We start from the raw sequence: 23980 nt of genomic DNA, 5'->3' as shown, positions 1-23980 counted from the left end.
ATACCACATGAAGGTGAAACGTACAAGAATTCACAATTTGGCTGCCCGGCTGGCACAGACGGGGCTATTCCTCGGTTTTTATTTTAAAATGACTGGCAAGGCTGTTCAAAAGCTCTGCCTGGGATGATAATTCCTCGCTGGCGGCAGCGCTTTCCTCCGCCATGGCCGAGTTGGTCTGCACCACGTTGGAGATCATGTCCACACTCTCTGTTATCTGCTTAACGGCGTCTGACTGTTTAACCGAAGCCTCCGTGATAAGCTGCAGGGCTCCCGATACGCCGTCGACTCCCCTGACTACCTCTGAGAGGATATCCGCTGTTTCATAAGCTGTTTTTTTACCCTTTTCAACTGTCCGAACGGCATTTTCAATCAGACCTGCCGTGCTCTTGGCCGCGGCGCTGGACTTGTTCGCCAGATGCTGCACCTCATTTGCCACTGCCGAAAAGCCTTTTCCCTGATCTCCGGCACGGGCAGCCTCTACCGCCGCGTTCAGGGCAAGGATATTGGTCTGGAAGGCGATATCCTCAATGGTTTTTACAATTTTACGGATCTCAATGGAATCTCTGCTGATATCGGACATCGCGCACAGCATATCCTGCATCCTCTCGCTGCTCTGTTCGGTATCTGATTTTACTTTTTGGGCCTTGCTGCTGGCTTCCTGGGCCTTTTCAGCATTTCCATCAGCCTGGTCCGATATATCGTTAATGGTATGTGATGCCTCCTCTACAGAAGCTGCCTGCTCCATTGTTCCCTGCGCAAGGATCTGCGCTTCTGATGATAATTGTTCAGAACCTGACGCCACCTCGCTTGCCGCCTGGCTCATCTGCCGCAGCGTACTGCTCAGACGGCTGTTGATTGCTCTCATAGACAGCAGCAGCCGCTGGAAATCGCCCACGTAAGACGCTTCCGTTTTACTGCGCACATCAAAATTCCCATCCGCCATTTCACCCAGAAGATATGTTTCATCCTGGATAACGTTTAGTAAAATGGCGGTCATGCTGCGCATATCGTCTGCAAGACTTCCCAGCTCATCGCCCGCCTCATAGGAGATCTGGACAGAGGAAAGATCGCCCCGGGCCATGCTGCGCGCCGCCTTTTCCAGCGTCTCGACCGGCCGGGTAATCCCCCGCGTAATGTAGACGCCAAAAATAATGCTGACGATCACACTGGCGCCGCCCAGCAAAACCAGCGTGCGTATCGCATCTGCCTGATTGCTTTTTAAACCATTAATCAACTCCTCGCCCTTGGCGTTACCGCTCTCCACAAGTTTATCTAGTTCTTTCTGCGCTTCATGGATGACAATGATATTATTGTTTTCCATATAATTTGCGGCTTCGGCATTCCTGTTTTCCTTCGCCATTAAAAGCACGGTTTCCCGCATAGGCTCCAGCTTAGCGAGCGCCGTGTCCAGCCGTTCGATTATCTGCTGATCCCCCAGAAAATGTTCCTTAATAACAGGGATCTGCTCTTTTATATTTTCGGCTGAATCCTTTGCGTTTAAAATCGCCTCGTCCACAATGGCTGAATCCGAATTCGATATGGCTCTGTAAACACCTTTCTGCATCTGCTCAAAGTTTGCATTGATTATATTGGCACTGCCGTTAACCGTAAAGGGTCCATTGTAAAAAACTTCAATCTGGCTACCCAGTTTGACCAGATCGGCCACACTTACAATACAGCCTGCAATAAGCATGGCTAAAATTAACGCATAGGAGATAAACAGCTTTTTCCCCACCTTCAAATTCTTCATTGTCCGCTGCCTCCGCTATATTTTTTGATCATTTCTTCACTTCTTTTTTGTTTTGACAAATACTGATTCATCATCGTATAGAGTACCTTTATGTCCAGCGGTTTTGTGATGTGCACATCCATCCCGGCCCTGCGGCTCTTTTCTTCATCTTCCGCAAAGGCATTGGCTGTCATGGCAAAAATCGGGACAGTGTTTGCGTCCTCACGCTCCATCTCCCTGATACTTTTTGTGGCTTCATAACCGTTCATGACCGGCATCTGAACATCCATCAGAATCAGATCATAGTACCCCGGCGCTGAGGCCTTAAATTTTTCAACGGCCTCTTTTCCATCCTCAGCCGTCTCGACGCTGGCTCCTGCCGCCCCGATCAGCTCTGTGGCGATTTCACGGTTTAGATCATTATCCTCCACAAGCAAAATATGTCTGCCATGAAAATCAAACTCGGCCGTATTCGGCGTGTCGGACGGCCGTTTCTGCCCGATTCCGGCGATCGCCTGAGCAATGGCGCTGGCAAACAACGGTTTTGTCAGCACCTCGTATTCCTCTGTTGTCCCTGTATTCTGGCTGCACTCCGCTGAGTCATAGGCAGTCATTATAATTACCGGCTTTTCTTTTCCTACAGCCTCACGAATCCGGCGCGCTGTTTCCAGACCATCCATGTCCGGCAGTCTCCAGTCCACCAGGCATATATCATAATCCTCATGCCTTTCATGGGCCGCTTTCACCTGCAAAATGGCGTTGGCGCCTTCAGCGGTCCAGCTGCTTTTTAAATTCATAGCGCCTAAGAGCGTCGCCGCGTGCTCCCCGTTATCCCGGTTACTGTCCACGACCAGAACTTTAAGCCCATTAAAATCCACAGCCTCTGGCAAAGCCGCTGCCTTTCCAAATGGCAGCTCAACCGTAAAGGTTGTTCCGACGCCAAGACGGCTGTCCAGCCACACCTTTCCACCCATCAATTCAGAAAAACGTTTGACAATGGCCAGTCCGAGCCCCGTTCCACCATATGTGCTGGTGATATCTGCGTTTTCCTGCTCAAATGATTCGAATATTTTCCCGAAATTTTCTTTGGCGATTCCACAGCCCGTATCGCTTACTTCAAAGCGGAGGCAAACCCGTTCCTCATCTTCGCCGACCTTTGACACCCGCAGCCGGATGGAACCGCCGGAGGGTGTAAACTTCATGGCATTGGATAAAAGATTGGACAATATCTGATTAAGGCGCAGAGAATCCCCGGCCAGCATCTCATCCACATTTCCTGCCAGAATGGTCTGATAATCAATATCCTTTACCCTGGCCTGTCCATAGTAAATGCTTCCGAGCCCCTCCAGAAAATTTCTGAAATCAAAGGGTTCATTTCTTAATTCAACTTTTCCGCTTTCTATCTTAGACATGTCAAGAACATCGTTGATCAATGACAGGAGATGCTGTGAGGATAAGGCCTGTTTTTTCAGGCATTCTTCAACTCTGGCAGGATTATTGATATTCTGGCTTGCGATGGTCCCCATACCGATAATCCCGTTCATCGGCGTTCGTATTTCATGACTCATACGGCTGAGAAACTCACTCTTGGCGCGGTTCGCATCCTCTGCCTTTATACGCGCCTTCTCCGCCAAGGCCTTTGCATCCTGCAGTTTTTGCTCCTCTTTGCTGATTCTGATGTAGAAAAACACAAAAACAGCTGACAAAAGGACTAAAATGAACACCATCATCCCGATTGCATCCCTTCTTAGGCTGCCAATCAGCTCATCAATTGTCGAATTTACGACCTCGTAGGGTACGGTTGTCAGCAGATACCAGTCTGTCCCCTCAATCGGGGCATAATACAGGTACTCCTTCTGTCCCTCAAGGGTATATGCCACAAGGCCTGATTCCCCACTCTTTAAATCATTTTGAACCATTTCCAGAGTGCTGTCCGAAGAAAATTCCGCATCCTTTTGCAGCTTCGAGAGAATATTTGAGCTCTGGAATAAATTATTATAATTATTATTGACAACAAATCTGCCGTTTCGTTCAATGATGCTCGAGTAGGTCTGCGCATCTTTTTTTTTCAGCGCGAGCTGGCTGTTAATCACATTGACGTCCATTCCCGCCAGTACGCCTATCATTTTCCGGTCTTCATAGACCACCGGCGCCATAGCGTCCCCGATTAAAATAATATCTTTGCCCAGAACCGTTTCGTTATATGAAATCAGATTGGACTCTCCCTCGAGCAGTTGTCCGAGAAAGCTGATCTTGGACGCTGCCGGGAACACACCCTCTGCACAGTAATACCGCCCGTTTTCATCCACCAGAGCAAAAAAATCAAAATGATTATTTTCCTGTGTGCGCTTTAAATATTCGGTAAGCGTCCCGAGGTTTTCCAGATCTTCCTTTTTTATTGATGACGCCGAGGTTTTAAGCTGCGAAAACTGACCATTGATACTGGCTTGAAAATTTCCGATTGTCTGGGTGGTCAGCTCCCGCAGGTAAAGATTATTCATCTCGACGCCCGCCTTTTGCGAAGCCCCTGACGATGCCGTGATAAACCAGATAAACCCAAACGTACAGGTCATTGTCATGATAATAAAAAAGATGATGATATACCGGCTATTGCCCTGGAGCTTCTTTATTGCCTCATTCATTCCCGGCACCCACCACAGTGATCCGCCCCTCTAATTTTGATTGAATTGGCGCGTCACCATGGTTTTGAAAATACTGTTTTATGGCATCGCTGTAGGTTGCGTCAGTTTCCTTTACAAGCTTAACATTTTCCGCTTTAGGAGTAGTGTCGCTGTAGAGATTCAACATTGTATAGCCGTCGCCGTTGTTATCAATATACCCGACACTTCCGGCCATATAATTAGTCACCGCCAGAGTGTACTCTGCGCTTTTATCCAGCTCAGACCCATCTGCCAATGTAACGGATACAAGCTTCGACGGCTGTTCTTCATCCTTTGGCTGATAGGTATAGTTTAAACCTGAAACCTGGAGAAAGCGCCCCGCAGGCACAGACGCATCTCTTACAGTCTGAGAGATGCCATTTTCAAGCATGCTGACAATGGTCTCCCCTTTTGTTTCGACCAAAATTATTTTATTGTCATAGGGGCAGACCGCATCGAGATCCTCCCCGAGGACATCCCCTTTATACAGGCTGGCGCGGATACCGCCGCCGTTGACCACCGCGATGTCTGCCCCCGTGTACTCTTTCACGGCATCCGCAATCAAATTGCCAATCGCCGTCTCTTCCCTCCGGGTATTATAGTTTTCATAGAGCAGGTCCTCTGCCATGGTCCCGATAAAGGACTGGTCGTACTCGACCTGGGCAGAGCCATTGCGGCAGTAATCATCCACAGCTGAAAGCGCTTCGTCCATTTTCATCTTCTGATCCAGCACAGAGGTCATGTTTTTTCCGAAATACTGAACCACATCAGAGGACAGCTGCAGGTCATAAATATAGCCTGTCTTTACACAGTCTGCAATGCCCTGGGGGACCGTTTCCAAGGATTCTTTAAAATCTGAAAGATAGGAATGAGGCGCTTCTGTGTCCTGCATCCAGGCCTGCTGCCCCTCCGGGGTAGACAGCAGCTCTAAAATACGGACGCAGGCATCACGCTTATCCTTGCTCCCCTCATTCGAGAGGGCATCGTTTATGGCAATATAACCATCCGGTTCAGAGGTCACCCACGAGGTGTTTCCCTGATCGCTTAAATAGGGCAGCATCACATACTCATACTGCTGGCTCTGGCTGTTTAATTTTGTCAGCATCTGCACGTTGCCGTGAGACAGCATCAGGGTGCCATCCAGCAGTCTTGACTCGATCGGCATGGTGTTTTTGGATTTAAGCGATAAGGTTCCCGCATTCAGATATCCCTGCTCCGTCCACGCTGCCAGCAAATCCAAGCTGTTATCCCAGACGCCGCTGAAGGCAGCGGTTCCACTGTCAAACTCGGACATCCACTTGATGCCGTCCGCCGTTCCCAGAAAATCCGGAACCTGTGTGCCGATCATATAAGCCCCCACAGAGGCAGGCGACACAGTGGCGAGGCCAAACATCGCGCCGTCTTCGCCGATGCCCTTCCCCTGCTCTTTTCCGGCCTTAAAAATATCTGTCATCGCACTGTTGGTGTCAGGGATTTCCATGCCGAGCTGCTCGACCAATGTTTTATTGAGAATATATCCGGCATATTGGCCGGGAAGGGGCAGGTAGCATGTATGTCCCTCAATCATTACCGGGCTGGCAACACTCCCCTGATAAGCCGTAGCAAAAGCTTCTGCGCTTAAATCCATCACGTAATCCTTTACCCCGCTGGTCGGCAGTGTGGTCACCACAAGGTCTGTGCCGTGCCCTTTTCTGAGACGCCGCTCGCTGTCGCCGTTCATTGTAGCGGTTGTTGTCATTTCCACCTGCAAATCAATGTCCGGGTATTCCTTTTCCACCAGCGCTTCAAAATTTTTCAGCTCCATGGGATACATCATTGAAATTTCAATCTGCTTTTTTTCCGGCTGCTGCGAAGAAGTCGGCGATAAATTACATCCCGCACTGGAAAACATTACCGCAAGAATCATCCCTAAACCAATAAACTTTTTCCACATCGCATTAAATCCTCCCCACATTATTTTCTGACCTGTCAATTGATATATATCTGGACAGTGTTTGCGTTAATAAAATTATAACACGAAACAATAACAGATACAATATACCGAAAATGCATAAAGGGGACTGTAAAAGCATATCCCTAAAGGCTCTGTAATCTTATGTTCTGTTTGGAAAATCCGGCGGCGTCAAATGACAAAGGCCTCCGCGGTAAAACCGCGGAGGCCTTTTATTGTCTCGTTTCGCCAGCCGAATCACTGTCCGGATAACAAAAAATTACGGATAACGGCCGCCATCTTAGGGTTATGCTCCACATAGCTCTCATGGGTTTCGCCGTCATAAATCTGAAGGCTGCTGTCTGGGATGGATTCGGCGATATAACGGGTGTGGTCATCCTCGATCATATCGTCGCTGCCGGCGGTCACCAACACTGGAATTTTAATTTTAGCCAGATCCGCATTGGAGATATTGGGCTGCTCCAGCATCATCTTAATGCTGTCCTTTTTGGTGCGCTCATAAGCCCGCCGGAATTTATCAAGCCAGACCTCCTTCAACCCGTCAGGGGTGGTGTTGGCGCCGCTGACAATAAGCTTTGAAAGCAGCTCAGGATACTGGTAAGCCAGCATCAGCCCGATGATCCCTCCGTCGCTGAAGCCATAGACTGCCGGCTTCTCAAGCTTTAGGGCTTGAATAAAGCCGTGGATGTCCTCCGCCATCTCGCGGTAGTCAAAGGCGTCTACTGGCGTACTGCTTCCGTGTCCTCTGGAATCCAGAGCGTAGACGGTAAAATCTCTGCTCAGCGGGCCTGTAATTTTATCAAAAATCGTATGGTCCTCCCCGTTGCCGTGGATCAGGATCAGCGGCGCACCCTGGCCCTCCTGTTCATAAAATAAATCGATGTCTCCAATTTGAATGTTCATGGTGTTCCTCCTCGTCTTCTGTTCCCACTATTTTATCCAATTCCGCCTGAAAAGAAAAGAGCCTGTTTTCTTTTTAAGAAATACAAGCTCCCGGTTCTATACTTTTTCTGTTTTTTCCGCCTCATAAGGATTGACGTGAATCATACAGTGCTTGAGCATGGGGTAGGTATCCTCCAGCACGTCGTGGACATTCTCGGCGATGGCGTGGGCTTTGACCAGCTTCATCTCACCGTCCACGGCAATCTCCAGGTCCACATAAAATTTTGAGGCAAAGGTCCTGGTCTTCAGATCGTCAATCCGCTTGACGCCGGGCTGCTTCATAATCAGCTCACGGATTTCCAGCTCGGTTTTCTCATCGATGGAGCTGTCCAGCATTTTGCTGATACTGTCCTTTCCAATATCAAAGGCTGCCTTGATAACCAGCAAAGCGATTACCACTGCCGCGACGGGGTCCAGAATCGGAAAACCCATGCGCGCGCCAGCAATCCCAATCAAACTGCCCACAGAGGAAAGCGCGTCGGAACGGTGGTGCCAGGCATCAGCCTTTAGAGCACCGGAATTAATTTTGTTGGCCGCAGCGCGGGTAAACCAGTACATCCATTCCTTCACCACAATGGAAACCACAGCCGCCACAAGGGCCAGCATTCCCGGGATTTCCAGCGTGTGGCTGTCGGCGTTGATGATCTTCTCGATTCCGGACCAGCCAATCCCCACGCCAGTTGCGAACAGAATAATCGCCAGCAGGATCGCAGCCACACATTCCATGCGGTCATGGCCGTACTGGTGCTTGTGGTCGGCCTTCTGGCCGGAGATATTGACCCCGATAATGACCACAAAGGTACTGAGCACATCCGACGCCGAGTGCACCGCATCGGAAATCATGGCGCCAGAATTGGCTAAAACCCCGGCGATAAATTTAAAAACCGATAATGCCAGATTGACAAAAATCGATATGACCGACACACGCATGGCGATCTTTTTATTACTGCTCTCCGTATATTCGACTTCTTCAATATTTTTCACTGATAATCCCTCTTTTGTTTGCATGACAAAGTTAATATCCCTTAACTAATCTGGATTCATTCTATATTACATGATCCCAGTATAAAGAAAAACCCGGATTTCGTCAAGCGTGTTTTGAATTTAGGGCAAAAAAAGACCTGAAATACACTGTTTTGCACTTCAGGTCACCTTTAAGCTTTCTACGCGTTTTTGAGCAGCTCTACCTCTTTGGCATAATCGGCAAATTTTTCCTGGGGTGTTTCCAGAAAAAAAGGCTTATCCTTAAGCCGCGGATGCTTCACAATGGCGATAAAGGTATCCACTCCAATACTGCCAAAACCGATCTTCTCATGGCGGTCCTTATGGCTGTTAAACGGCGTCAGGCTGTCGTTGAGGTGCATGGCCTTTAAGTAATCCAGACCGACCACCCGGTCAAACTCCTCGATTACACCGTCCAGATCATTCACAATATCATATCCCGCCGAATAAATATGGCAGGTATCAATACAGACGCCGATTTTATCCTTGAGCTCGACGCCGTCGATGATGGCCCGCAGCTGCTCAAAATCACGGCCGACCTCACTGCCTTTGCCCGACATGGCTTCCAGAAGCACGATGGTTTTCTGGTCTGGCTTCATATTGCGGTTGAGGATGTCTAAAATCAGCTCAATGCCCTTTTCCGGTCCCTGGCCTACATGGCTGCCGGGATGAAAATTATAGAGGTGGCAGGGCAGCTGCTCAAGACGTTCAAGGTCTTCCCTGAAGGCCCTCTCTGCGAAATCACGGGTCGCCTCTGTGGCGGAGGCCATGTTGAGCGTGTAGGGCGCGTGTGCCAGCAGCGGCCCGAAATGGTGTTCCTCCATTATTTCACACAAGCCCTGGGCGTCCTTTGGGTCAATGGCCTTTGCGTTTCCGCCCCTCGGGTTTCTGGTGAAAAACTGAAAGGTATCCGCGCCGATGGATACAGCATCCTTTCCGGCAGCGGTAAAGCCCTTCGCGATTGAAATATGTGGTCCGATATAAATCATTTTCTCACTGCCTTTCTCAGCCCAGTGCCACGTCCATGAGCATCATGACCGCAAAGCCGATCATCACGCCGATGGTGGCGATATCGCCCTCGCCGTCATGGCCCAGCTGGGATTCGGGAATCAATTCTTCTGCCACCACGTAAATCATGGCGCCGGCCGCAAAGGCCAGGGCGTAAGGCAGAATCGGGTTGATAAACACAACCGCGGCAGCCCCGATAACGGCTGAGATCGGCTCAACTAAGCCCGAGGCCTGGCCGTACATAAAGGATTTAAACCGGCTCATGTTTTCACGTCTCAGGGGAATGGAGACTGCGGCGCCTTCGGGAAAATTCTGAAGACCGATCCCCAGCGCCAGCGAGATGGCCCCGGCCAGCGTCATATATTCATTGCCGGTGGCCAGCCCGCCAAAGGCGACGCCGACCGCCAGCCCTTCGGGGATATTGTGGAAGGTGATGGCCAAAACCAGCAGCACGCTGCGCTGCCACGAGGTGTGAATCCCTTCCTCATGGCCTGTTCCCTGGTGGATATGGGGCAAAAGCTTATCCACACACCATAAAAACGCGCCGCCGCCTAAAAAGCCGACCACAGCGGGTACATACGGCGGCACCGGACCGCCCTCCGCCATCTCGATGGACGGCGCCAGCAGAGACCAGAAGCTGGCCGCAATCATAACGCCGGCGGCAAAGCCCAGCATGGCGTTCAATACCTTTTTATTGATCTCCTTAAAGAAAAAAACCATGGCAGCGCCGAGCGCTGTCAAGCCCCAGGTAAAAAGACCGGCGACCAGCGCCTGCCCCACCGGAGGGATATTGTTTAAGAAATCCATATTTTCCTCCTGTTTTTATATTGTTTATAGTCATTATAATTTACTAAATCATAACACATTCCACACACCATTTCAAAGCATTTTAATCATTTATACCCCATTTGCTTTAAATAGCACCGCAAAAAAGCAAAACCGGCAGGCAACAATTTTGTTACCTGCCGGCTTAAGCTCTCGTCTTTTTAATTTACCGTGTCCTAACCCAGACCGATACCGAGCCGGGCGCCACATGAAAGACACCGTCGCCGTTTTCATTAACCGTGACCGTGCCTTCCACATTGCCAGTGATGTCATAAAAATTTTTTCCGGCGAACTGATGCCCCATATACATCTGCTTTGAGCCGCCGTCGCCGTTTGTCATCAGCACGGCAAGGCCGGATTCCGGCTCTGCCGGATCGCCCTCGCGCACCCATCCAATGATGTGGAAGTCGTCAAAATAATCCCGCTGGGCGCCGTAGGCCGATTCGCGCCGGGCGCAGAGCAGCTTATCTAAAAGCTCCTGCATGGGCTCAATACCCTGGGCAGGAATACCGTAGTAATCGCCGTAAAAGACGCAGGGATAGCCGTCGGCCCGGAGCAGAATAAAAGCGTAGGCCAGCGGCTTAAACCACGGCTGCACCCAGGATTCCAGCGACTGGCCGGGCTGGGTGTCGTGGTTGTCCACAAAGGTGACAGACCGGGTAGGGTCATGGGCTGTCAGGGTATTATTCAGCAGCTGGCGCATATCATAGCCGTCACCGCTGTTCGAAGCGTCGAAAAAATGATAATGAAGAGGAACGTCAAACAGGCACATGGCACGGTCCGTTGTTTCCATATAACGTTTGAGATCCTCAAGATCGCCAGACCAGTATTCACCCACGGCAAAAAGCTCCTGATCCCAGTCACGCCTGACCGCGTCCAGCCACTCATTAAAAAAATTAAAATCAATGTGCTTAACCGCGTCCATGCGAAAACCTTTGACCCGGGTTTTATCCAAGTACCATCTGCCCCAGCGGATTAACTCCTCAACCACCTCGCGGTTGTTTAAATCCACATCCGCGCCCATCAGGTAGTCAAAATTGCCGTTCTCACGGTCCACATCCCTGGCCCAGCGCTTTCCCTGAAACTGGAAAACGGCGCTGTCCTCCTGTTTCTCATCCCAGTCAATGCCCGCAAAATGCGTCCAGTTCCATTTGAAATCCGAATAGGTATCGCCCCGGCCCAGAAAGTCAAACTGCGTCCAGGCCTTGATCGGCCGGATGGGCTCAATCTGCTCATTCCGGTTTTCATCATTTTCCTTGCAGGCATAGACATTTTCCGTCCGGTCTGCGCCAAGGCGGTGGTCCAGCACGATATCCGCGTATACCTCGATTCCGTTATCCTGAAGGGTGCTGACGGCTTCGCAATACTCATCGGCCGTTCCGTATTTTGTGGCAACACTGCCTTTCTGGTCAAATTCACCCAGATCATAGAGGTCGTAGGGTGCATAGCCCACATCGCTCTTACCCGCCGCGCCCTTGTAGGCCGGGGGAAGCCAGACCGCTGTGATCCCGAGCGCTTTAAGATGATCGGCGTCCTCTGCCACCTGCCGCCACAGGGACTGATCCTCAGGCAGGTACCATTCAAAATACTGCATCATCGTTCCATTCATAAAAAATCAACTCTTTCTATTTTAGAATAAGCGTTAATTAAAGCATTACGCACGATAATAAATACCCAAAGTTATAAATAATATAGATTCACTCTACATTATTTCGCCAAGACTTAAAAAAGCCTGTATCGTTAAAACGATACAGGCTTTTTACCTATTGCGCCATGGCCTGGTTAACAATGCTCTCCATCATGCTGGACGTCAGCATTCCCGGCACATAGCCCTCCACATAGCCATCCTTGTCAATCATGAAAGTTGTCGGGAAAGAGCGGATGCCATAGGTCTGGAACACTGCACCCGTACGGTCCATGAGCGCCGGATAGGTAAAGCCGTTGTCCGACATGAACTCTGCGATTTTTTCAGGTGACATATCATTATTGTTCGGCCCCTCCTCCGTGTGCGGATTGGCAACACTCAGCACTACCAGGTCTCCGGAATTATCGCCGTATTTTTTATACAGCGTCTCAATATCCGGCATTTCTTTCTGGCATGGGCCGCACCAGGTGGCAAAGAAATTGAGGAAAACCGTCTTTCCACGGTATTCCGACAGGGTATGCGTCACCCCATACTGGTCCGTGAGCGTGAAATCCGGAGCCAGTGTCTTTTTGGCACTTTCTTCCGGCGTGTTTTCCGGTGTGGGCGACGGCACAGGCTCTGTGGTTACCGTTGGGTTTGGCTGCGGCGCGCTGCTCCCGGCCCCAGCCCGAGAGAGATAACCGGTAATCCCGTTCATCCATCCTGTAAACATCATAATCCCCATAACGATCATGAGCACACCCCCAGCCTTTACCGTGTAGCGGACCGCTTTCTGGTGCCGCTTGAAAAAATCCAGCAGCGTGCTGGTAAATAATCCCACCGCCAAAAACGGCAGGACAAAGCCCAGCGTGTAGACACCGATAAGGATAAAGCCCGACGCGAAAGATGATGAGGACGACGCCATGAGCAGCACACTGGCCAGAACCGGCCCCACGCAGGGCGTCCAGGCAAAGCTGAAGGTAAAGCCCAGCACAAAGGCCAGAAGCGGGTTCATGGCCAGCTTGTCCAAATTAAAGGGCAGGCGGTGCTCACGGTTCAAAAAATCAAAATTAAAAACCCCCAGCTGGACCAGCCCAAATAAAATGATGATAACCCCGCCAATACGCGCGAACAGCATCCGGTTGCCTGTAAAAAACTGGCCGGCCGCTGTAAAGCCAACGCCCAAAATAAAAAACGTGGCGCTGATGCCAATGACAAAAAAGAGCGTGTTGATCAGAACTGTCCGTTTTTTATAATGAACCGTCCCGTCCGCGTCCACCGTCTTTGTCCCACCCGCCAGATAGCCGATGTACAAAGGCACCAGCGGCAGCACACAGGGCGAAAAAAAGCTGAGAATCCCCTGTAAAAATACCATAATGGCCGGAACCCCGGCCCCCGAAGCAAATCCCATATCAAAACCTCTTTTCCATGATGATTCTATTTATTTTCCCACAAAGTGTAATTTTAAACATTACAGTTTCTATTTTGTAATCATAAATGTTACAGATGGATTTGTCAAGGGGTTTAAGGAAAAATTGTTTTTGGGATAGTCAAGTCAGATCAAGCCCGTTAAATTATCGAAAGAAAGATTTTGGTCAAATAAAGACCCTGAATTGGATTCAGGGCCTGAATTATCTAACCTTTCAACACATACACCCGCGCTTTTCGCTCTCCCTGCTCCACAAGCAGCCCATCTTTGACCATCTGGCTCAAAAATCGTTTGGTCGTGGACTCCGCGACGCCTAGGAGTTCTCGGGCTTCTTTATTAGAAATCAAACCGTGATTCTTTACATAATCAAGAATCAACGTTTGCCGTTCTAAATTTATCGGCTTTTTATCGGCTTTTTTTATCGGCTTTTTATCGGCCGTCCGATAAAGATTTACACGAAAGCTATCCCCTATCTCTAGAAATTCTGGCTTCGGTAAATTGTATTCTTCGGCTCGTTTTAAAATTCGACGAATTCCTGTTCCCCATTCTTCGATCAACTCCATACGGCTGAAAACTTCCGCGATAGCGCGGTTACGTATTTTCGAGCGGCCGCTCATAGCCTCTTCCAAAGTCAGTCCACCATAAAGCATACCAGGCGACGTAACCTCCAGACGATCATCATAGATCGCCACCTGCACACAGGAATTATCCATAAAATTTCGGTGGCATTGGGCATTGATGATCATCTCCCGGATCGCCCCAACAGGGAGTTCATAACGTTTTTTTCGAACCAGCCCATCAATTTCTGCACTTAAATTGATGTGGCGCAGCACAAATTGATATGCACCTTCAATCTGTTCATAGAGAGGGCCGGTATAGTCCTTTTTGTCGATAAATTCATCCCGGTCAGTTCCTTTAAAAAGTCCACACTGGATCTTTGCAAAGCGAAAATAATCACTTGTCAACAGCACAAATGCATTTGTAGCCAAAAGCTTTCCTTCTGTTTTTTTCAGAATCTTCCAATTCAGCAACTGATCTACTGTAACTTCTGGAATATCCCTTCTTTCTTCCTCCGAATGAACGGTGCTTATCATATAATTGCGGATGTCTCGACACAGTTTATCGACTGTTAGTATAGCCGATTTGCTCCTGGGTATATTTCAATCATTACGATACACTTACCCTCAATGGTTTGAAATGTAATATCAGGAATAATTTGAGGCTCGCAGCAATCGGAAATTGTATTCGCAATACCGTCCATAATCTGAAACACCAATTCTTTATCAACGCCGATAATTTACTTTCTTTTCACCTATAAAGCGGCTATTTAATAGGCCTGTTTTCACAGCTAACCCTTGTGTATCATAATCTATTATAACATTTCTCCCGATTAAAAGAAATTATAGGCAAGCAAAAAAGACCCTGAATTGAATTCAGGGACTGAATTAATAACCACCATAATGCCTGCATGCAATGTCTTTATTTTTTCAAATTTTATAACCGTTACCATCCCTTTGCTGAATCCCAATGGGCCCTCTTGGCATTCAGCCGCTGGCTCCGGCCTTTGTTTTCCCCTTAACGAGCGTACCGGGTTATTTTTAGCGCGCGCTTTCTAAAAAATGCACAATCCGTATAGCTTTTAAAGGGGATTACAGACGCTGATTCTGTTAAGATACAGAAGAATCAGCATTTTTAACAAACAAATCAAAAGAAAATAACGTCTTCAGGCAACTCCCCTCTACACCATTCTTTTTTCCATCGTTTTAACGGGTTTGGCTGAAATCAGCGGTATCGTTTTGGGACTGGATTCCAAGGATAAAGCGTTTTGGGGCTGGAATACCGGATTGATTATTTCTTTGTTGATCTGTTTTAATCATACAGCACCTGTCATCTGTTGGCAAATTAATTAAGAGTGCAATTTTGATGGAAAGTGATCTGCGGTCTGGCAAATCTTTCATAGAAAAAATCTTAGAAACAAAAAATAAAAAACGGCTGCATGAGCCGTCAGATATCATATAATGGTGATCCCGATTGGGCTTGAACCAACGACCTCTATCTTTTAAAAAGAAGCGTTTTATAAAACATTATTGACTATATGACTACTTTTCAATCCCAATGATGTTCCCTAAAACCAGCTGATTTCAGGGAACATCACGGGAGAAATTATTTATAAACCATGCCTTATTGCTATCTACTAATTATACTTAAATTGTTTTTTATATGATTTGAAAATATTTGCATATAGTTCTATATTGATCTTGTGACAACAGGCAAATTTCATTTAGATACCTCTTTTTCTTTTCATAATCGTTTATTTCTCGTTTATAGTAAAGTCTAAAATCCTTCATTATAATAAATGGCATAATCCCACTATTCAAGCATTCTTTAAATAAAATTAGACGTCCTACTTTTCCATTACCTTCTTTAAAAGGATGAATCATTTCAAACTGCATATAAAACTCAATTAAGTTATGTAAAGATTTTTTTATCAATGTATTATATTTTTCAAGCAAAATATTTATCGCATATTCAGATAATATTGATTCCATATTTTGATTGTTTATGTATGCCTCAATTCGATCCTTTGTATATTCACAAATTGTACCTCTATTTAACAAGAAATGAAACTTTTTGATAACTTTTTCCGTTAAGGGTTCTCTTGCAATTTCTAACATATAATCAAAGGCATTAAAATGATTGATTGTTTTGATAATATCATTAATATCAACAGGAATATTGTTACTTGATAAAATAGTATTTTTTAAAAAAATTTCCCTAACCTGGTCCTCTGAAAGCCTGTTTCCTTCAAATCGATTAGAATTATAGGCCATTTTGGTTTGTGTGTAATAGTAAATAACTCCATTGGAGTGTCTTGCTTCTTTCTCTCTTAGCAAACACTCCAACAATTCGTTTTTTACCATACATATACACTCCACATCATTTGATAACACTTCCTAAAATTATGAATTTAAAGCTGAAATAGTTAGTTTTTTATTTAAAAAATTCCTCAAACTAATTTTTTAGACGTATCTCCAATACTTTCTTTAATATTTTGTTTGATGTTCTAGTATAAATTTCAGATAGCCTGTCTATAAACCGCAGGAATCAAAGGTTCAAGTAAGTCTAGCTGCTCTTTGGTTCTCTCTGGTGCCTCATAATTTTCAATGCGTTTTTTGACTTCTATTGCAGCTTTTTCTTTGACTGACATGGCGCCATGACTCTGCCAATTATTAGGGTCATCTTTATTAAACAATTTCCCCATTACAAATTCATCTTTATATATTTGAGGGGTTCTTCCTCGTAAAAATGTTCCTCTTGGTCCCACTTTAACAATACTATCAAAGCAAAGCTTTTCCTCTGTGCATTCAACACCTTTTAATTGTCTGTTTACCATTGTTATGATTTCTTCATCTAAAATATACTTTTCAAAACTAACTACATTAAACGTACCCATTGTTCCCGCCATATGCATTATATAGTCTGCTCCACAATCAAGTGTTGCATAAATCATCATCATAGCTTCCGCACCTGCTTGAGAATCCATATCTTTAGCATCAGACAAAGAACCACCTGCTCTAAATGGTAATTTATAAAGATCAGCAAGACCTGCTGTAATGTAACATATTAACGCCGCTTCAGATGACCCAATACTTAATTGTATCGTTCTCATATCCGTTGCACCGGACACATTTCCATATAAAAATGGAATTCCAGGTTTAATTAACTGTGATAAAACCATTCCAGACAGTATCTCAGCATTCGTTGTGGACATAAGCCCTGCTAATGAAGCTGGTGCAGTGAGTAAAGGCATGGCACAGGGAGTTACTGAAACGGGCTGATTTTCTATACAAGAGGCAAATAATCTTTCAATTGGATCATGGTCATATGCCAATGGCGACAGTGCATTTATTCCAGATATAGACATAACTTTTTCTTTATCTTGTATTCCCTCAAAATCACGTAAGAACTGAATCGAATTTCTGGTTAAATCGAAAACTTCGTCTTTTGATACCTCTCTTGGGTTAATGCTTGGCGAAAAGTGATATTTAGGTGAATATTTTAAATTCATCGCAAGCGTTCCCCAAATTTTTTCTTTTTTCGTAAATCGACTGCAATCCGGAAATTGATTTAATGATATAGAATTAATTACCGGACTCATCGCAGCCATTTTAAATTGGTTAATATTATCAGCATTTGTTGTTTTTCGAATTTTTCCATTATCCTCTATATAAATATTTGATACATTAGGAAGGATTATCCTATCTCCATTTTCTCCACCAATTGTAACATTAGGAGTTGTATTTGCATGCAATGTAAATTGAGTCGGCACAGTGTCTAATGCTTTATTCAGTAAATCTTCTGAAATAAAAACTTTATTTCCGTCAACTCTTGCTCCATGTTTTTTGAACACTTCATGAGCTTTTTCATTTTCAAAAATCACACCAACTTTTTCAAGAATTTGAACTGTATTCTGATGTATCTTTAATATATCTTCTTTTTTGATAAATTTTTCATAACTTTTCATATTACTCCCCTTATTCCTTCCATCTTTGCTTATTCTTCTGAAGCTACATGAACTGCTACACTATCAGAACCATCTTTTTCTTTATTTTTTTTCATAAGTTTCAACATTATCGAAGCCATTATTATTGCAAAAATGCCAAATCCAATTAAAATCATTATAATATATTTGATCGCCATAACTGGGTCTCCGCTATCAAGCAACTTTCCAGAAATAATTGGTAAAAATAAATCCGAAGAATATCCTATTGTTGCAATTAATCCTGTAGCCGTTCCTGAAAGATACATAGGAACATTTGCTTCCCTCAACGGTGCATAAAACTGCCCCCGAGTAATTCCCATAAAAACTGCCATAATAGTATAAACTATTATAAACGGTATTGCCATTGCTGCTGTAGAAGGTAACATAATAACAACAATTGCCGTAAGCATCATGCCAATTGTACCAATAACCAGTGTTTTGGTAGCACCTAATCGATCTCCTAACCAACCACCGCTAAACGATCCAATCGGTTTTACATAATTACTGATTACTGTAATAGAAGCTGCCAATTGCACGGACATTGCAAAACCAACGGTTCCTATCTTCGCAACATATCCAGCCATCGTACTCGTTAACGCATAGGCTCCCATTACCATTAAAGAAACAATCCAAATCATCGGATTTTTCAAACATTCAATAATCAATTTTCCAGTATTTTCTTTAGATACACTTTCTTCTTCATTTCCTAAATCTTTAAATACAAACCATCCAACAATACCGATTATAAAGAGCAGTACTGCATAAATCCAGAAAATCACTTTTAACCCAAATGCCATCTCAACAAATTTTCCAAAAAGAATGACGCAAGTCGTATTAATAATCATTGCAGCTATACCACGTGCACCTTCAAGGCTTCCTAACGCCTTACTTTCTCCTCCGACGGATTGACCAAATTGACGTGTAGCCTTAATCAACGCGGCCCAGAAAGTAAGCGTATTCGTTACTCCAATTCCTCCAAAAATAAAGATTAATAGGTTATAGCTTGGAAACATACTTTCAAAAACCGTTAGCAATGCTGTTGATAAAAAAGAAAATGTCAAAAGCTTTCTAGGTGAGTATTTGTCAGCCACAATCCCACCTAAAAAATAAGTTAATAAAGTCATTAGCGTATACACACTAAATAAAGTTCCTAATTGGACATTACTTATCGCAAATGCTTCTAAAAATGCATCATAAAACAAATTTTTTGAAAGAACAGGCATATATATTGTTGTTGCACCCAAACTAAGCACAAGAAACTGCAACAATGCTTTTCCACTTAATTTTGATTTATCTTTTTTCATTTTTTCCCCTTATTTAAAATCTAATAATAACTTTTGAGTATAATTTTTAACTATCACATATACTGATAATATAAAAATAAAATTTCTAGTCAGGAAAACGAATTCCTGACTAATTTTCATAGTTTTATACTTACAATAGATTACTCTAAAAAGCTTGAAGTGTTTATTATAGAGTAAATGTCAAATTCCATATTTCAATTTCTCTGGAAGGTATGACATAATGATTTCTTCTTGCTCTTTACTAAGAACAGGCGGCGTATAAGCCTTCAATCTTCTTTCAACCTCTTCGTGTGCGACCTCTACAATTGTTTTTCCACCACTATTCTGCCAATTATTAGGATCATCTTTATTGAAAAGCTGAGCTAAATAAAAATCTTCCCTATAATCTTTTGGCGTTCTTCCTTTTATGTGACTTCCCCTAGGACCAGCTTTTACAATTTCTTCGACCGCTAGCTTTTTCTCGTTAATATCAATGCCTCTTAGCATCCTTTCAACGTAATTAGCTACTTCTTCATCCAAAATAAATTTTTCACAGCTATAAACATTCATTGCTCCCATACAACCGACATGATGAAGCGCAATATCGGGTTTACAATCATAGGTTGCGTACAACATCATAAAACTTTCTGCTCCGGCTTGTGCGTCGACCTGTTTTGCATCTCCCATAACGCCTCCCATACGGAACGGAACATCATAAAAATCTGCCATCGCTGCTGTAGCATAACCAATCAGAGCAGTTTCTGGCGATCCAATACAAAGCTGCAAAGTACGCATATCTGTTCCACCTGACACATTGCAATAAATTACAGGATTTCCTGGATTAATCAACTGTGTCAATATCATCCCAGCCAATGTCTCGGCATTTGTTTGTGCTAATAATCCCGCTAACGATGCAGGCGCTGTCAACAAAGGCATCGCACAAGGAATAACAGCCATTGGAATTCCATTTTCTACAGCTGCCAATAATCTATACAATGGCATCTCATCAAATGTAAGTGGAGAAAGCGAATTAATTCCGCTCTGTGCATAAATTCCCGATTCAATGCCCTTAAAACGCTTAAGTAGCTCCAATCCCTGTAATGATCTATGATATGCTTCTTCCGGTTGTAAGCCACTACAGTATTCTCCGGCACTAATATGATATTTATTAGAATATTTATATCTAAATGCTGCTGCTCCAAAAATCATCTGTTCTTCAGTTGGATTAGTGTCAAACATAATTGCTTGGTTAACCAATGAAGAATTAGTCGCATTACAAGCTTCGTTCATTTTAAACTGTCGTATCGCCAGATCTGAATTCATTTTCTTTATTACGCCATTTTCGTCACAATAGAAAGCAGGATGTCCAATAGGTAACCGCAGCATTGCGTGTTCTCCTAGAATAACATTTTCATCAGCTGTCAAACGAAGTTCAAACTTTTTCGGAAAAGTTTGTCGCGCTTTTTCGACAGTTTCTTCATCAAAAAAAACTTTATATCCTTCTGTTTTAAGACCATTTTTTTTGCAAATTTCAATGATTTTATCGTTTTCAAATGCAATACCTGACTCTTTAAAAATTCTAAGCGTTGCTTCATGAATTTGCAAAACATCTTCCCGACTAATAAACTTCTCGTAAGGTTTCATTCTTTCCTCCTCATTTTTCTATAGTATTCATGACTACCATAGAAGCCTTAAAAATTAAAAGATAAGTGTAATCCTTATCTTTTATGCACTCATTGTATCATGCTACTTATTCCATGTCAATATTTTTCGTAATTTATTACTTATTATCATTTATAGAGGCGATATCTATACTTTTAGCGCCTTTTTATTTGTAAATCAAAAATAAAAGTGTTTGTTCAATTAATTTTTATTATTCTATATCAACTTTAAATATAAAATCTGTTGCTGCTACAAAAATATCTGAAAATGCTACAAATTTTTTCGAATGCGTTTTATGTGTTTTTTCAATATGAAAAATTCCTACATCATCTGGAATAATCATTTTATTTCTAATTTCTTCGTCTTGTGAGTCAATTTTTATCCGAATAGCTTTTCTGATATCATAACTATCCAAGATTGAATCCATTTCCTTAATCCATTTATCTGCATTACTTTTAATAAAATTTAAATTTGCATGGTATCCAATATAATCAATTCTATAAACTATTGGCAAAATATCGGCGTAATACATCCTTTCAATTCTCAGACATTTCTTTAGTGGACACGCCCCCATTTTTTCCCATATTCGTAAATCCAATGACTCAACTTTTTTTTCTGCTAATGATAAACATTTATAATTATCTATGTGATTTTTTAAATTTTCTAATTCATGGAAGCAATAAACATACCTTTGAAGTTTATAATCCGCAACGAATATCCCTATCCTTTTTTGTGAATAAACATATCCCTCTTTTTTTAAAATTTCAAAACTTTTTCTGACTGTTGCATCACTTGTTTTATATATTTTACACAACTCTAATACAGATGGAAGTTTTTCATTCGGTTTATATTCACCGCTTAATATCTTTTGCTTGATATCTTGTCCGATCATTTCATAAACAGTAAATTTTTTTTCACTCGTCATAATTTATCAACTCACCATTAAATTCACATTCTTCCGCCTTGATATACAACTCATTCCATGCTAAAGGCATCATATCACTATCATATATTTTTACATCAATACATACCAAAAATGGCTGATCATTTTCCTCAATCTCCATTAGGCAACGTAATTCTTCGTTGGCTATTATACACGTTACGCTTACTTCTTCTTTAAGTTCAAATTGAGAAAATTTAGAACCCAACATTTCACGCAAAGTTTTATAACTTAAATCTGATTCATCAATTGGAATCCCTTGGAAATACGGCAAAGTTTTGACATCATAAGCGACTATTCTTTCATCCCGCATAATAATCCATTGATTACAAAAAACTCTTTCATTCGGGGCTACTTGGAGATTATACACTTGATTAATATTGGGCTTTTGAATTTTGGTCGAATATATTTTTGCTATATCGTAACCATTTATAAGAATATCATTAATATTCAAACTTATTTCATATTTATTAGTCGATCTTAAATGCACAAACGTTCCTTTTCCAGCAACGGTATGTACAAAACCATCATCAGCAAGTTTTTTAATTGAACGTTGAACTGTCCTTCGACTCACATCATATTCTATACATAATTGCTTTTCTGATGGTAATTGACCGTTTATATAAAAATTACTAATAATTTTCTGCTTAATTTGATTTGCAATATTAATATATTTCGCATAATCATTCATTATCATTCACCCATTGCCTACATATTTCAACACCATCAATGGCACTATGTGTAAACGCATCAGCACCTATATACTGACACAACTCATCATCAAGCATATTTCCTCCCACAATTATTTTAAGTCCTGCTCTTAGATCTTCCTGCTCGATTTTATCAATCGTCTTTTTTAAATATTTAACCGTACTTGAAAGAATCGCGCTAATTCCTAACACTTCTGGTTTATACTCTTTTATTTTATTGCAAAATGTTTGAGCTGTAACATCGATTCCTATATCGATCACTGTAAATCCCATTGCATATGCAGCACTTTTAAAAAGGGATTTTCCTATATCATGCATATCTGTTTCAATTGTTCCAAGAACAATAGTTCCTAATTTCTGTTTATTCGCACTAACAACAACATTTGAAATCTTTATTTCCTCCAAATTCATAATATCTTCATATAGGATACCTGCCATCATTAAATCAGATAATGTATATTCACCTTTTTCAAAATTTTTTCCTATACTTTCGAGTGCTTCATTTAGTGCTGTCACAATCGTGTTCCGATCTATTTTTAATTTCAAACATCGCTGTACAAGATTCATAACTTTTTCTTCGTCCAAAAGAATAAAGCTTTTTTTTAGCAACTCAACCACAACTAGTCCCCCTCCCTATTTATAATAGTATTATAGCATAGTTTATCCTAAAATATATTTACTAGCATTATTTTACTGCAAATAAATGTAATTGTTTTAAATAATGCATAGTTATAATTTATACTTTTTATAAACTAAAAAAATAATTTTATTTAAATAGAATCATATCTATGGAAAATAATTTAATCATCAAAAACTCAAAAAAAATTTACAAACCTCCCGAAACTGATCCTGCTCCAGTAAGTACGTATCCCTCAAATATCCTTTTTCTTTTTTGTATTCGCTCAGCCCGCGATAATAAAACAATTTATATTCATCCAGAATGATAAACGGAAGAACATCATTTTTTAAACACTCTTTAAACAAGATCAGCCGCCCAACTCTGCCGTTCCCATCCTGGAACGGGTGGATGGTTTCAAACTGCACGTGGAAGTCAATCAAATCATCTAAGGTTTTTTCGGGAATGGCATGGTATTTTTCAAGCAACATTACCAACGCCGCCTGCACTTTATCCGGCGGTGTTGTCTCTGTGATTCCTCCAATAACGTTGGGATAAATTTTATAGTCACCAGCGGGAAACCCTTCACGCTCGTAGGCGGTGCCGCGCTTTAGCAGATAGTGAAGTTTTTTTATAATATCTTCTGTCAGGGGCTCTTTGGCGAGATCAAGGATATAATCGAAGGCCTCGAAATGGTTGGTTGTCTCAACAATATCGTCAATTTTCACAGGACTGTCCCCTTCTGGTAAAATGGTATTGGTTGAGAAAATGCTTCGTGTCTGCTCTTCGGAGAGCATACTTCCCTCAATTCGGTTGGAATTATAGGCCATCTTAATTTGCGTGTAGTGGTAAATGCCGTCAGATAATTTTGCTTTTTTTTCACTCATAAACCGGCTGTGCAATGCGTCTATTTTCATAACAAACCCCTGTGTATAATAATCTATTATAACATTTCTCCCCAATTAAAGGAAATTATGGGCGGCAAAAAGGCCCTGAATTGAATTCAGGGCCTGAATTAATAAACCGCCATACGACTTACATACAAGTTTCTTAGAA

The 23980-nt window shown here is 43.1% G+C and carries 18 protein-coding genes; all 18 read right to left on the bottom strand.

The window, feature by feature from the left end:
* Positions 1 to 64 precede the first annotated feature (64 nt).
* The 18 genes from CPZ25_RS14325 to CPZ25_RS14235 all read right to left on the bottom strand — a co-directional run bounded on the left by CPZ25_RS14325 (position 65) and on the right by CPZ25_RS14235 (position 23841).
* A complete protein-coding gene (locus CPZ25_RS14325; RefSeq protein WP_096919072.1) occupies positions 65 to 1750 on the bottom strand; it encodes a methyl-accepting chemotaxis protein in 1686 nt (561 codons plus the stop codon).
* Positions 1747 to 4371: a response regulator gene (locus CPZ25_RS14320; RefSeq protein WP_120785059.1), complete on the bottom strand. Its 2625-nt coding sequence runs from the start codon at positions 4369 to 4371 to the stop codon at positions 1747 to 1749. Before CPZ25_RS14320 ends, CPZ25_RS14325 begins: the two co-directional genes overlap by 4 nt.
* Entirely contained in the window at positions 4364 to 6322 is a 1959-nt protein-coding gene (locus CPZ25_RS14315) for an extracellular solute-binding protein (RefSeq protein WP_167495241.1), read from the bottom strand. The genes CPZ25_RS14320 and CPZ25_RS14315 overlap by 8 nt, the downstream gene beginning before the upstream one ends.
* Before the next feature lie 255 nt (positions 6323 to 6577).
* Entirely contained in the window at positions 6578 to 7243 is a 666-nt protein-coding gene (locus CPZ25_RS14310; RefSeq protein ID WP_096919070.1) for an alpha/beta fold hydrolase, read from the bottom strand.
* 96 nt (positions 7244 to 7339) lie between these two features.
* Positions 7340 to 8290, bottom strand: a complete 951-nt coding sequence (locus tag CPZ25_RS14305) for a cation diffusion facilitator family transporter (protein WP_187368477.1) — start codon at positions 8288 to 8290, stop codon at positions 7340 to 7342.
* Between the two features lie 155 nt (positions 8291 to 8445).
* Positions 8446 to 9273 (bottom strand): deoxyribonuclease IV, encoded by an 828-nt coding sequence (locus CPZ25_RS14300; protein WP_096919069.1) that lies wholly within the window; start codon positions 9271 to 9273, stop codon positions 8446 to 8448.
* Between the two features lie 16 nt (positions 9274 to 9289).
* On the bottom strand, positions 9290 to 10099 hold the full coding sequence (locus tag CPZ25_RS14295) for a ZIP family metal transporter (protein WP_058696096.1): 810 nt from the start codon (positions 10097 to 10099) through the stop codon (positions 9290 to 9292).
* 184 nt (positions 10100 to 10283) lie between these two features.
* Positions 10284 to 11726: an alpha-amylase gene (locus tag CPZ25_RS14290; protein ID WP_096919068.1), complete on the bottom strand. Its 1443-nt coding sequence runs from the start codon at positions 11724 to 11726 to the stop codon at positions 10284 to 10286.
* Positions 11727 to 11880: 154 nt separating this feature from the next.
* Positions 11881 to 13152, bottom strand: a complete 1272-nt coding sequence (locus CPZ25_RS14285) for a redoxin family protein (protein ID WP_074617894.1) — start codon at positions 13150 to 13152, stop codon at positions 11881 to 11883.
* A gap of 224 nt (positions 13153 to 13376) precedes the next feature.
* Positions 13377 to 14264 (bottom strand): ATP-binding protein, encoded by an 888-nt coding sequence (locus CPZ25_RS14280; RefSeq protein ID WP_096919067.1) that lies wholly within the window; start codon positions 14262 to 14264, stop codon positions 13377 to 13379.
* 1122 nt (positions 14265 to 15386) lie between these two features.
* Positions 15387 to 16091 carry a Fic family protein gene (locus CPZ25_RS14270; protein WP_058696100.1) on the bottom strand — a complete coding sequence of 235 codons (705 nt, stop codon included), beginning with the start codon at positions 16089 to 16091 and terminating at the stop codon, positions 15387 to 15389.
* A gap of 155 nt (positions 16092 to 16246) precedes the next feature.
* Entirely contained in the window at positions 16247 to 17695 is a 1449-nt protein-coding gene (locus tag CPZ25_RS14265; protein WP_096919066.1) for a trimethylamine methyltransferase family protein, read from the bottom strand.
* A gap of 29 nt (positions 17696 to 17724) precedes the next feature.
* A complete protein-coding gene (locus CPZ25_RS14260; RefSeq protein WP_096919065.1) occupies positions 17725 to 19017 on the bottom strand; it encodes an MFS transporter in 1293 nt (430 codons plus the stop codon).
* 180 nt (positions 19018 to 19197) lie between these two features.
* Positions 19198 to 20640, bottom strand: coding sequence for a trimethylamine methyltransferase family protein (locus CPZ25_RS14255; protein ID WP_058696103.1), 1443 nt, complete (start codon positions 20638 to 20640; stop codon positions 19198 to 19200).
* 229 nt (positions 20641 to 20869) lie between these two features.
* Positions 20870 to 21583 carry a GntR family transcriptional regulator gene (locus tag CPZ25_RS14250; RefSeq protein ID WP_058696113.1) on the bottom strand — a complete coding sequence of 238 codons (714 nt, stop codon included), beginning with the start codon at positions 21581 to 21583 and terminating at the stop codon, positions 20870 to 20872.
* The gene (locus CPZ25_RS14245) at positions 21573 to 22289 is read right to left on the bottom strand and encodes a GntR family transcriptional regulator (RefSeq protein WP_058696114.1); all 717 of its coding nucleotides are present in this window, start codon (positions 22287 to 22289) and stop codon (positions 21573 to 21575) included. Before CPZ25_RS14245 ends, CPZ25_RS14250 begins: the two co-directional genes overlap by 11 nt.
* A complete protein-coding gene (locus CPZ25_RS14240) occupies positions 22282 to 22926 on the bottom strand; it encodes a cobalamin B12-binding domain-containing protein (RefSeq protein WP_058696115.1) in 645 nt (214 codons plus the stop codon). Before CPZ25_RS14240 ends, CPZ25_RS14245 begins: the two co-directional genes overlap by 8 nt.
* Before the next feature lie 189 nt (positions 22927 to 23115).
* A complete protein-coding gene (locus CPZ25_RS14235; protein ID WP_096919064.1) occupies positions 23116 to 23841 on the bottom strand; it encodes a Fic family protein in 726 nt (241 codons plus the stop codon).
* Positions 23842 to 23980 lie beyond the last annotated feature (139 nt).

Source organism: Eubacterium maltosivorans (assembly GCF_002441855.2).
In the GTDB taxonomy this organism is placed as follows: domain Bacteria; phylum Bacillota; class Clostridia; order Eubacteriales; family Eubacteriaceae; genus Eubacterium; species Eubacterium maltosivorans.
The sequence above is the reverse complement of the archived record's forward strand: the minus strand, read 5'-3'. Positions and strand labels throughout refer to the sequence as shown.

Bases quoted from the DNA above. Each gene is read 5' to 3' on its own strand.
- CPZ25_RS14325 (WP_096919072.1), bottom strand. From the start codon at position 1,750: ATGAAGAATTTGAAGGTGGGGAAAAAGCTGTTTATCTCCTATGCGTTA.
- CPZ25_RS14290 (WP_096919068.1), bottom strand. From the start codon at position 11,726: ATGAATGGAACGATGATGCAGTATTTTGAATGGTACCTGCCTGAGGAT.
- CPZ25_RS14235 (WP_096919064.1), bottom strand. From the start codon at position 23,841: ATGAAAATAGACGCATTGCACAGCCGGTTTATGAGTGAAAAAAAAGCA.
- CPZ25_RS14255 (WP_058696103.1), bottom strand. From the start codon at position 20,640: ATGAAACCTTACGAGAAGTTTATTAGTCGGGAAGATGTTTTGCAAATT.
- CPZ25_RS14320 (WP_120785059.1), bottom strand. From the start codon at position 4,371: ATGAATGAGGCAATAAAGAAGCTCCAGGGCAATAGCCGGTATATCATC.
- CPZ25_RS14310 (WP_096919070.1), bottom strand. From the start codon at position 7,243: ATGAACATTCAAATTGGAGACATCGATTTATTTTATGAACAGGAGGGC.
- CPZ25_RS14265 (WP_096919066.1), bottom strand. From the start codon at position 17,695: ATGAAAAGTTATGAAAAATTTATCAAAAAAGAAGATATATTAAAGATA.
- CPZ25_RS14315 (WP_167495241.1), bottom strand. From the start codon at position 6,322: ATGTGGAAAAAGTTTATTGGTTTAGGGATGATTCTTGCGGTAATGTTT.
- CPZ25_RS14245 (WP_058696114.1), bottom strand. From the start codon at position 22,289: ATGAATGATTATGCGAAATATATTAATATTGCAAATCAAATTAAGCAG.
- CPZ25_RS14250 (WP_058696113.1), bottom strand. From the start codon at position 21,583: ATGACGAGTGAAAAAAAATTTACTGTTTATGAAATGATCGGACAAGAT.
- CPZ25_RS14260 (WP_096919065.1), bottom strand. From the start codon at position 19,017: ATGAAAAAAGATAAATCAAAATTAAGTGGAAAAGCATTGTTGCAGTTT.
- CPZ25_RS14285 (WP_074617894.1), bottom strand. From the start codon at position 13,152: ATGGGATTTGCTTCGGGGGCCGGGGTTCCGGCCATTATGGTATTTTTA.
- CPZ25_RS14280 (WP_096919067.1), bottom strand. From the start codon at position 14,264: ATGATAAGCACCGTTCATTCGGAGGAAGAAAGAAGGGATATTCCAGAA.
- CPZ25_RS14295 (WP_058696096.1), bottom strand. From the start codon at position 10,099: ATGGATTTCTTAAACAATATCCCTCCGGTGGGGCAGGCGCTGGTCGCC.
- CPZ25_RS14305 (WP_187368477.1), bottom strand. From the start codon at position 8,290: ATGCAAACAAAAGAGGGATTATCAGTGAAAAATATTGAAGAAGTCGAA.
- CPZ25_RS14300 (WP_096919069.1), bottom strand. From the start codon at position 9,273: ATGATTTATATCGGACCACATATTTCAATCGCGAAGGGCTTTACCGCT.
- CPZ25_RS14270 (WP_058696100.1), bottom strand. From the start codon at position 16,091: ATGGTAAAAAACGAATTGTTGGAGTGTTTGCTAAGAGAGAAAGAAGCA.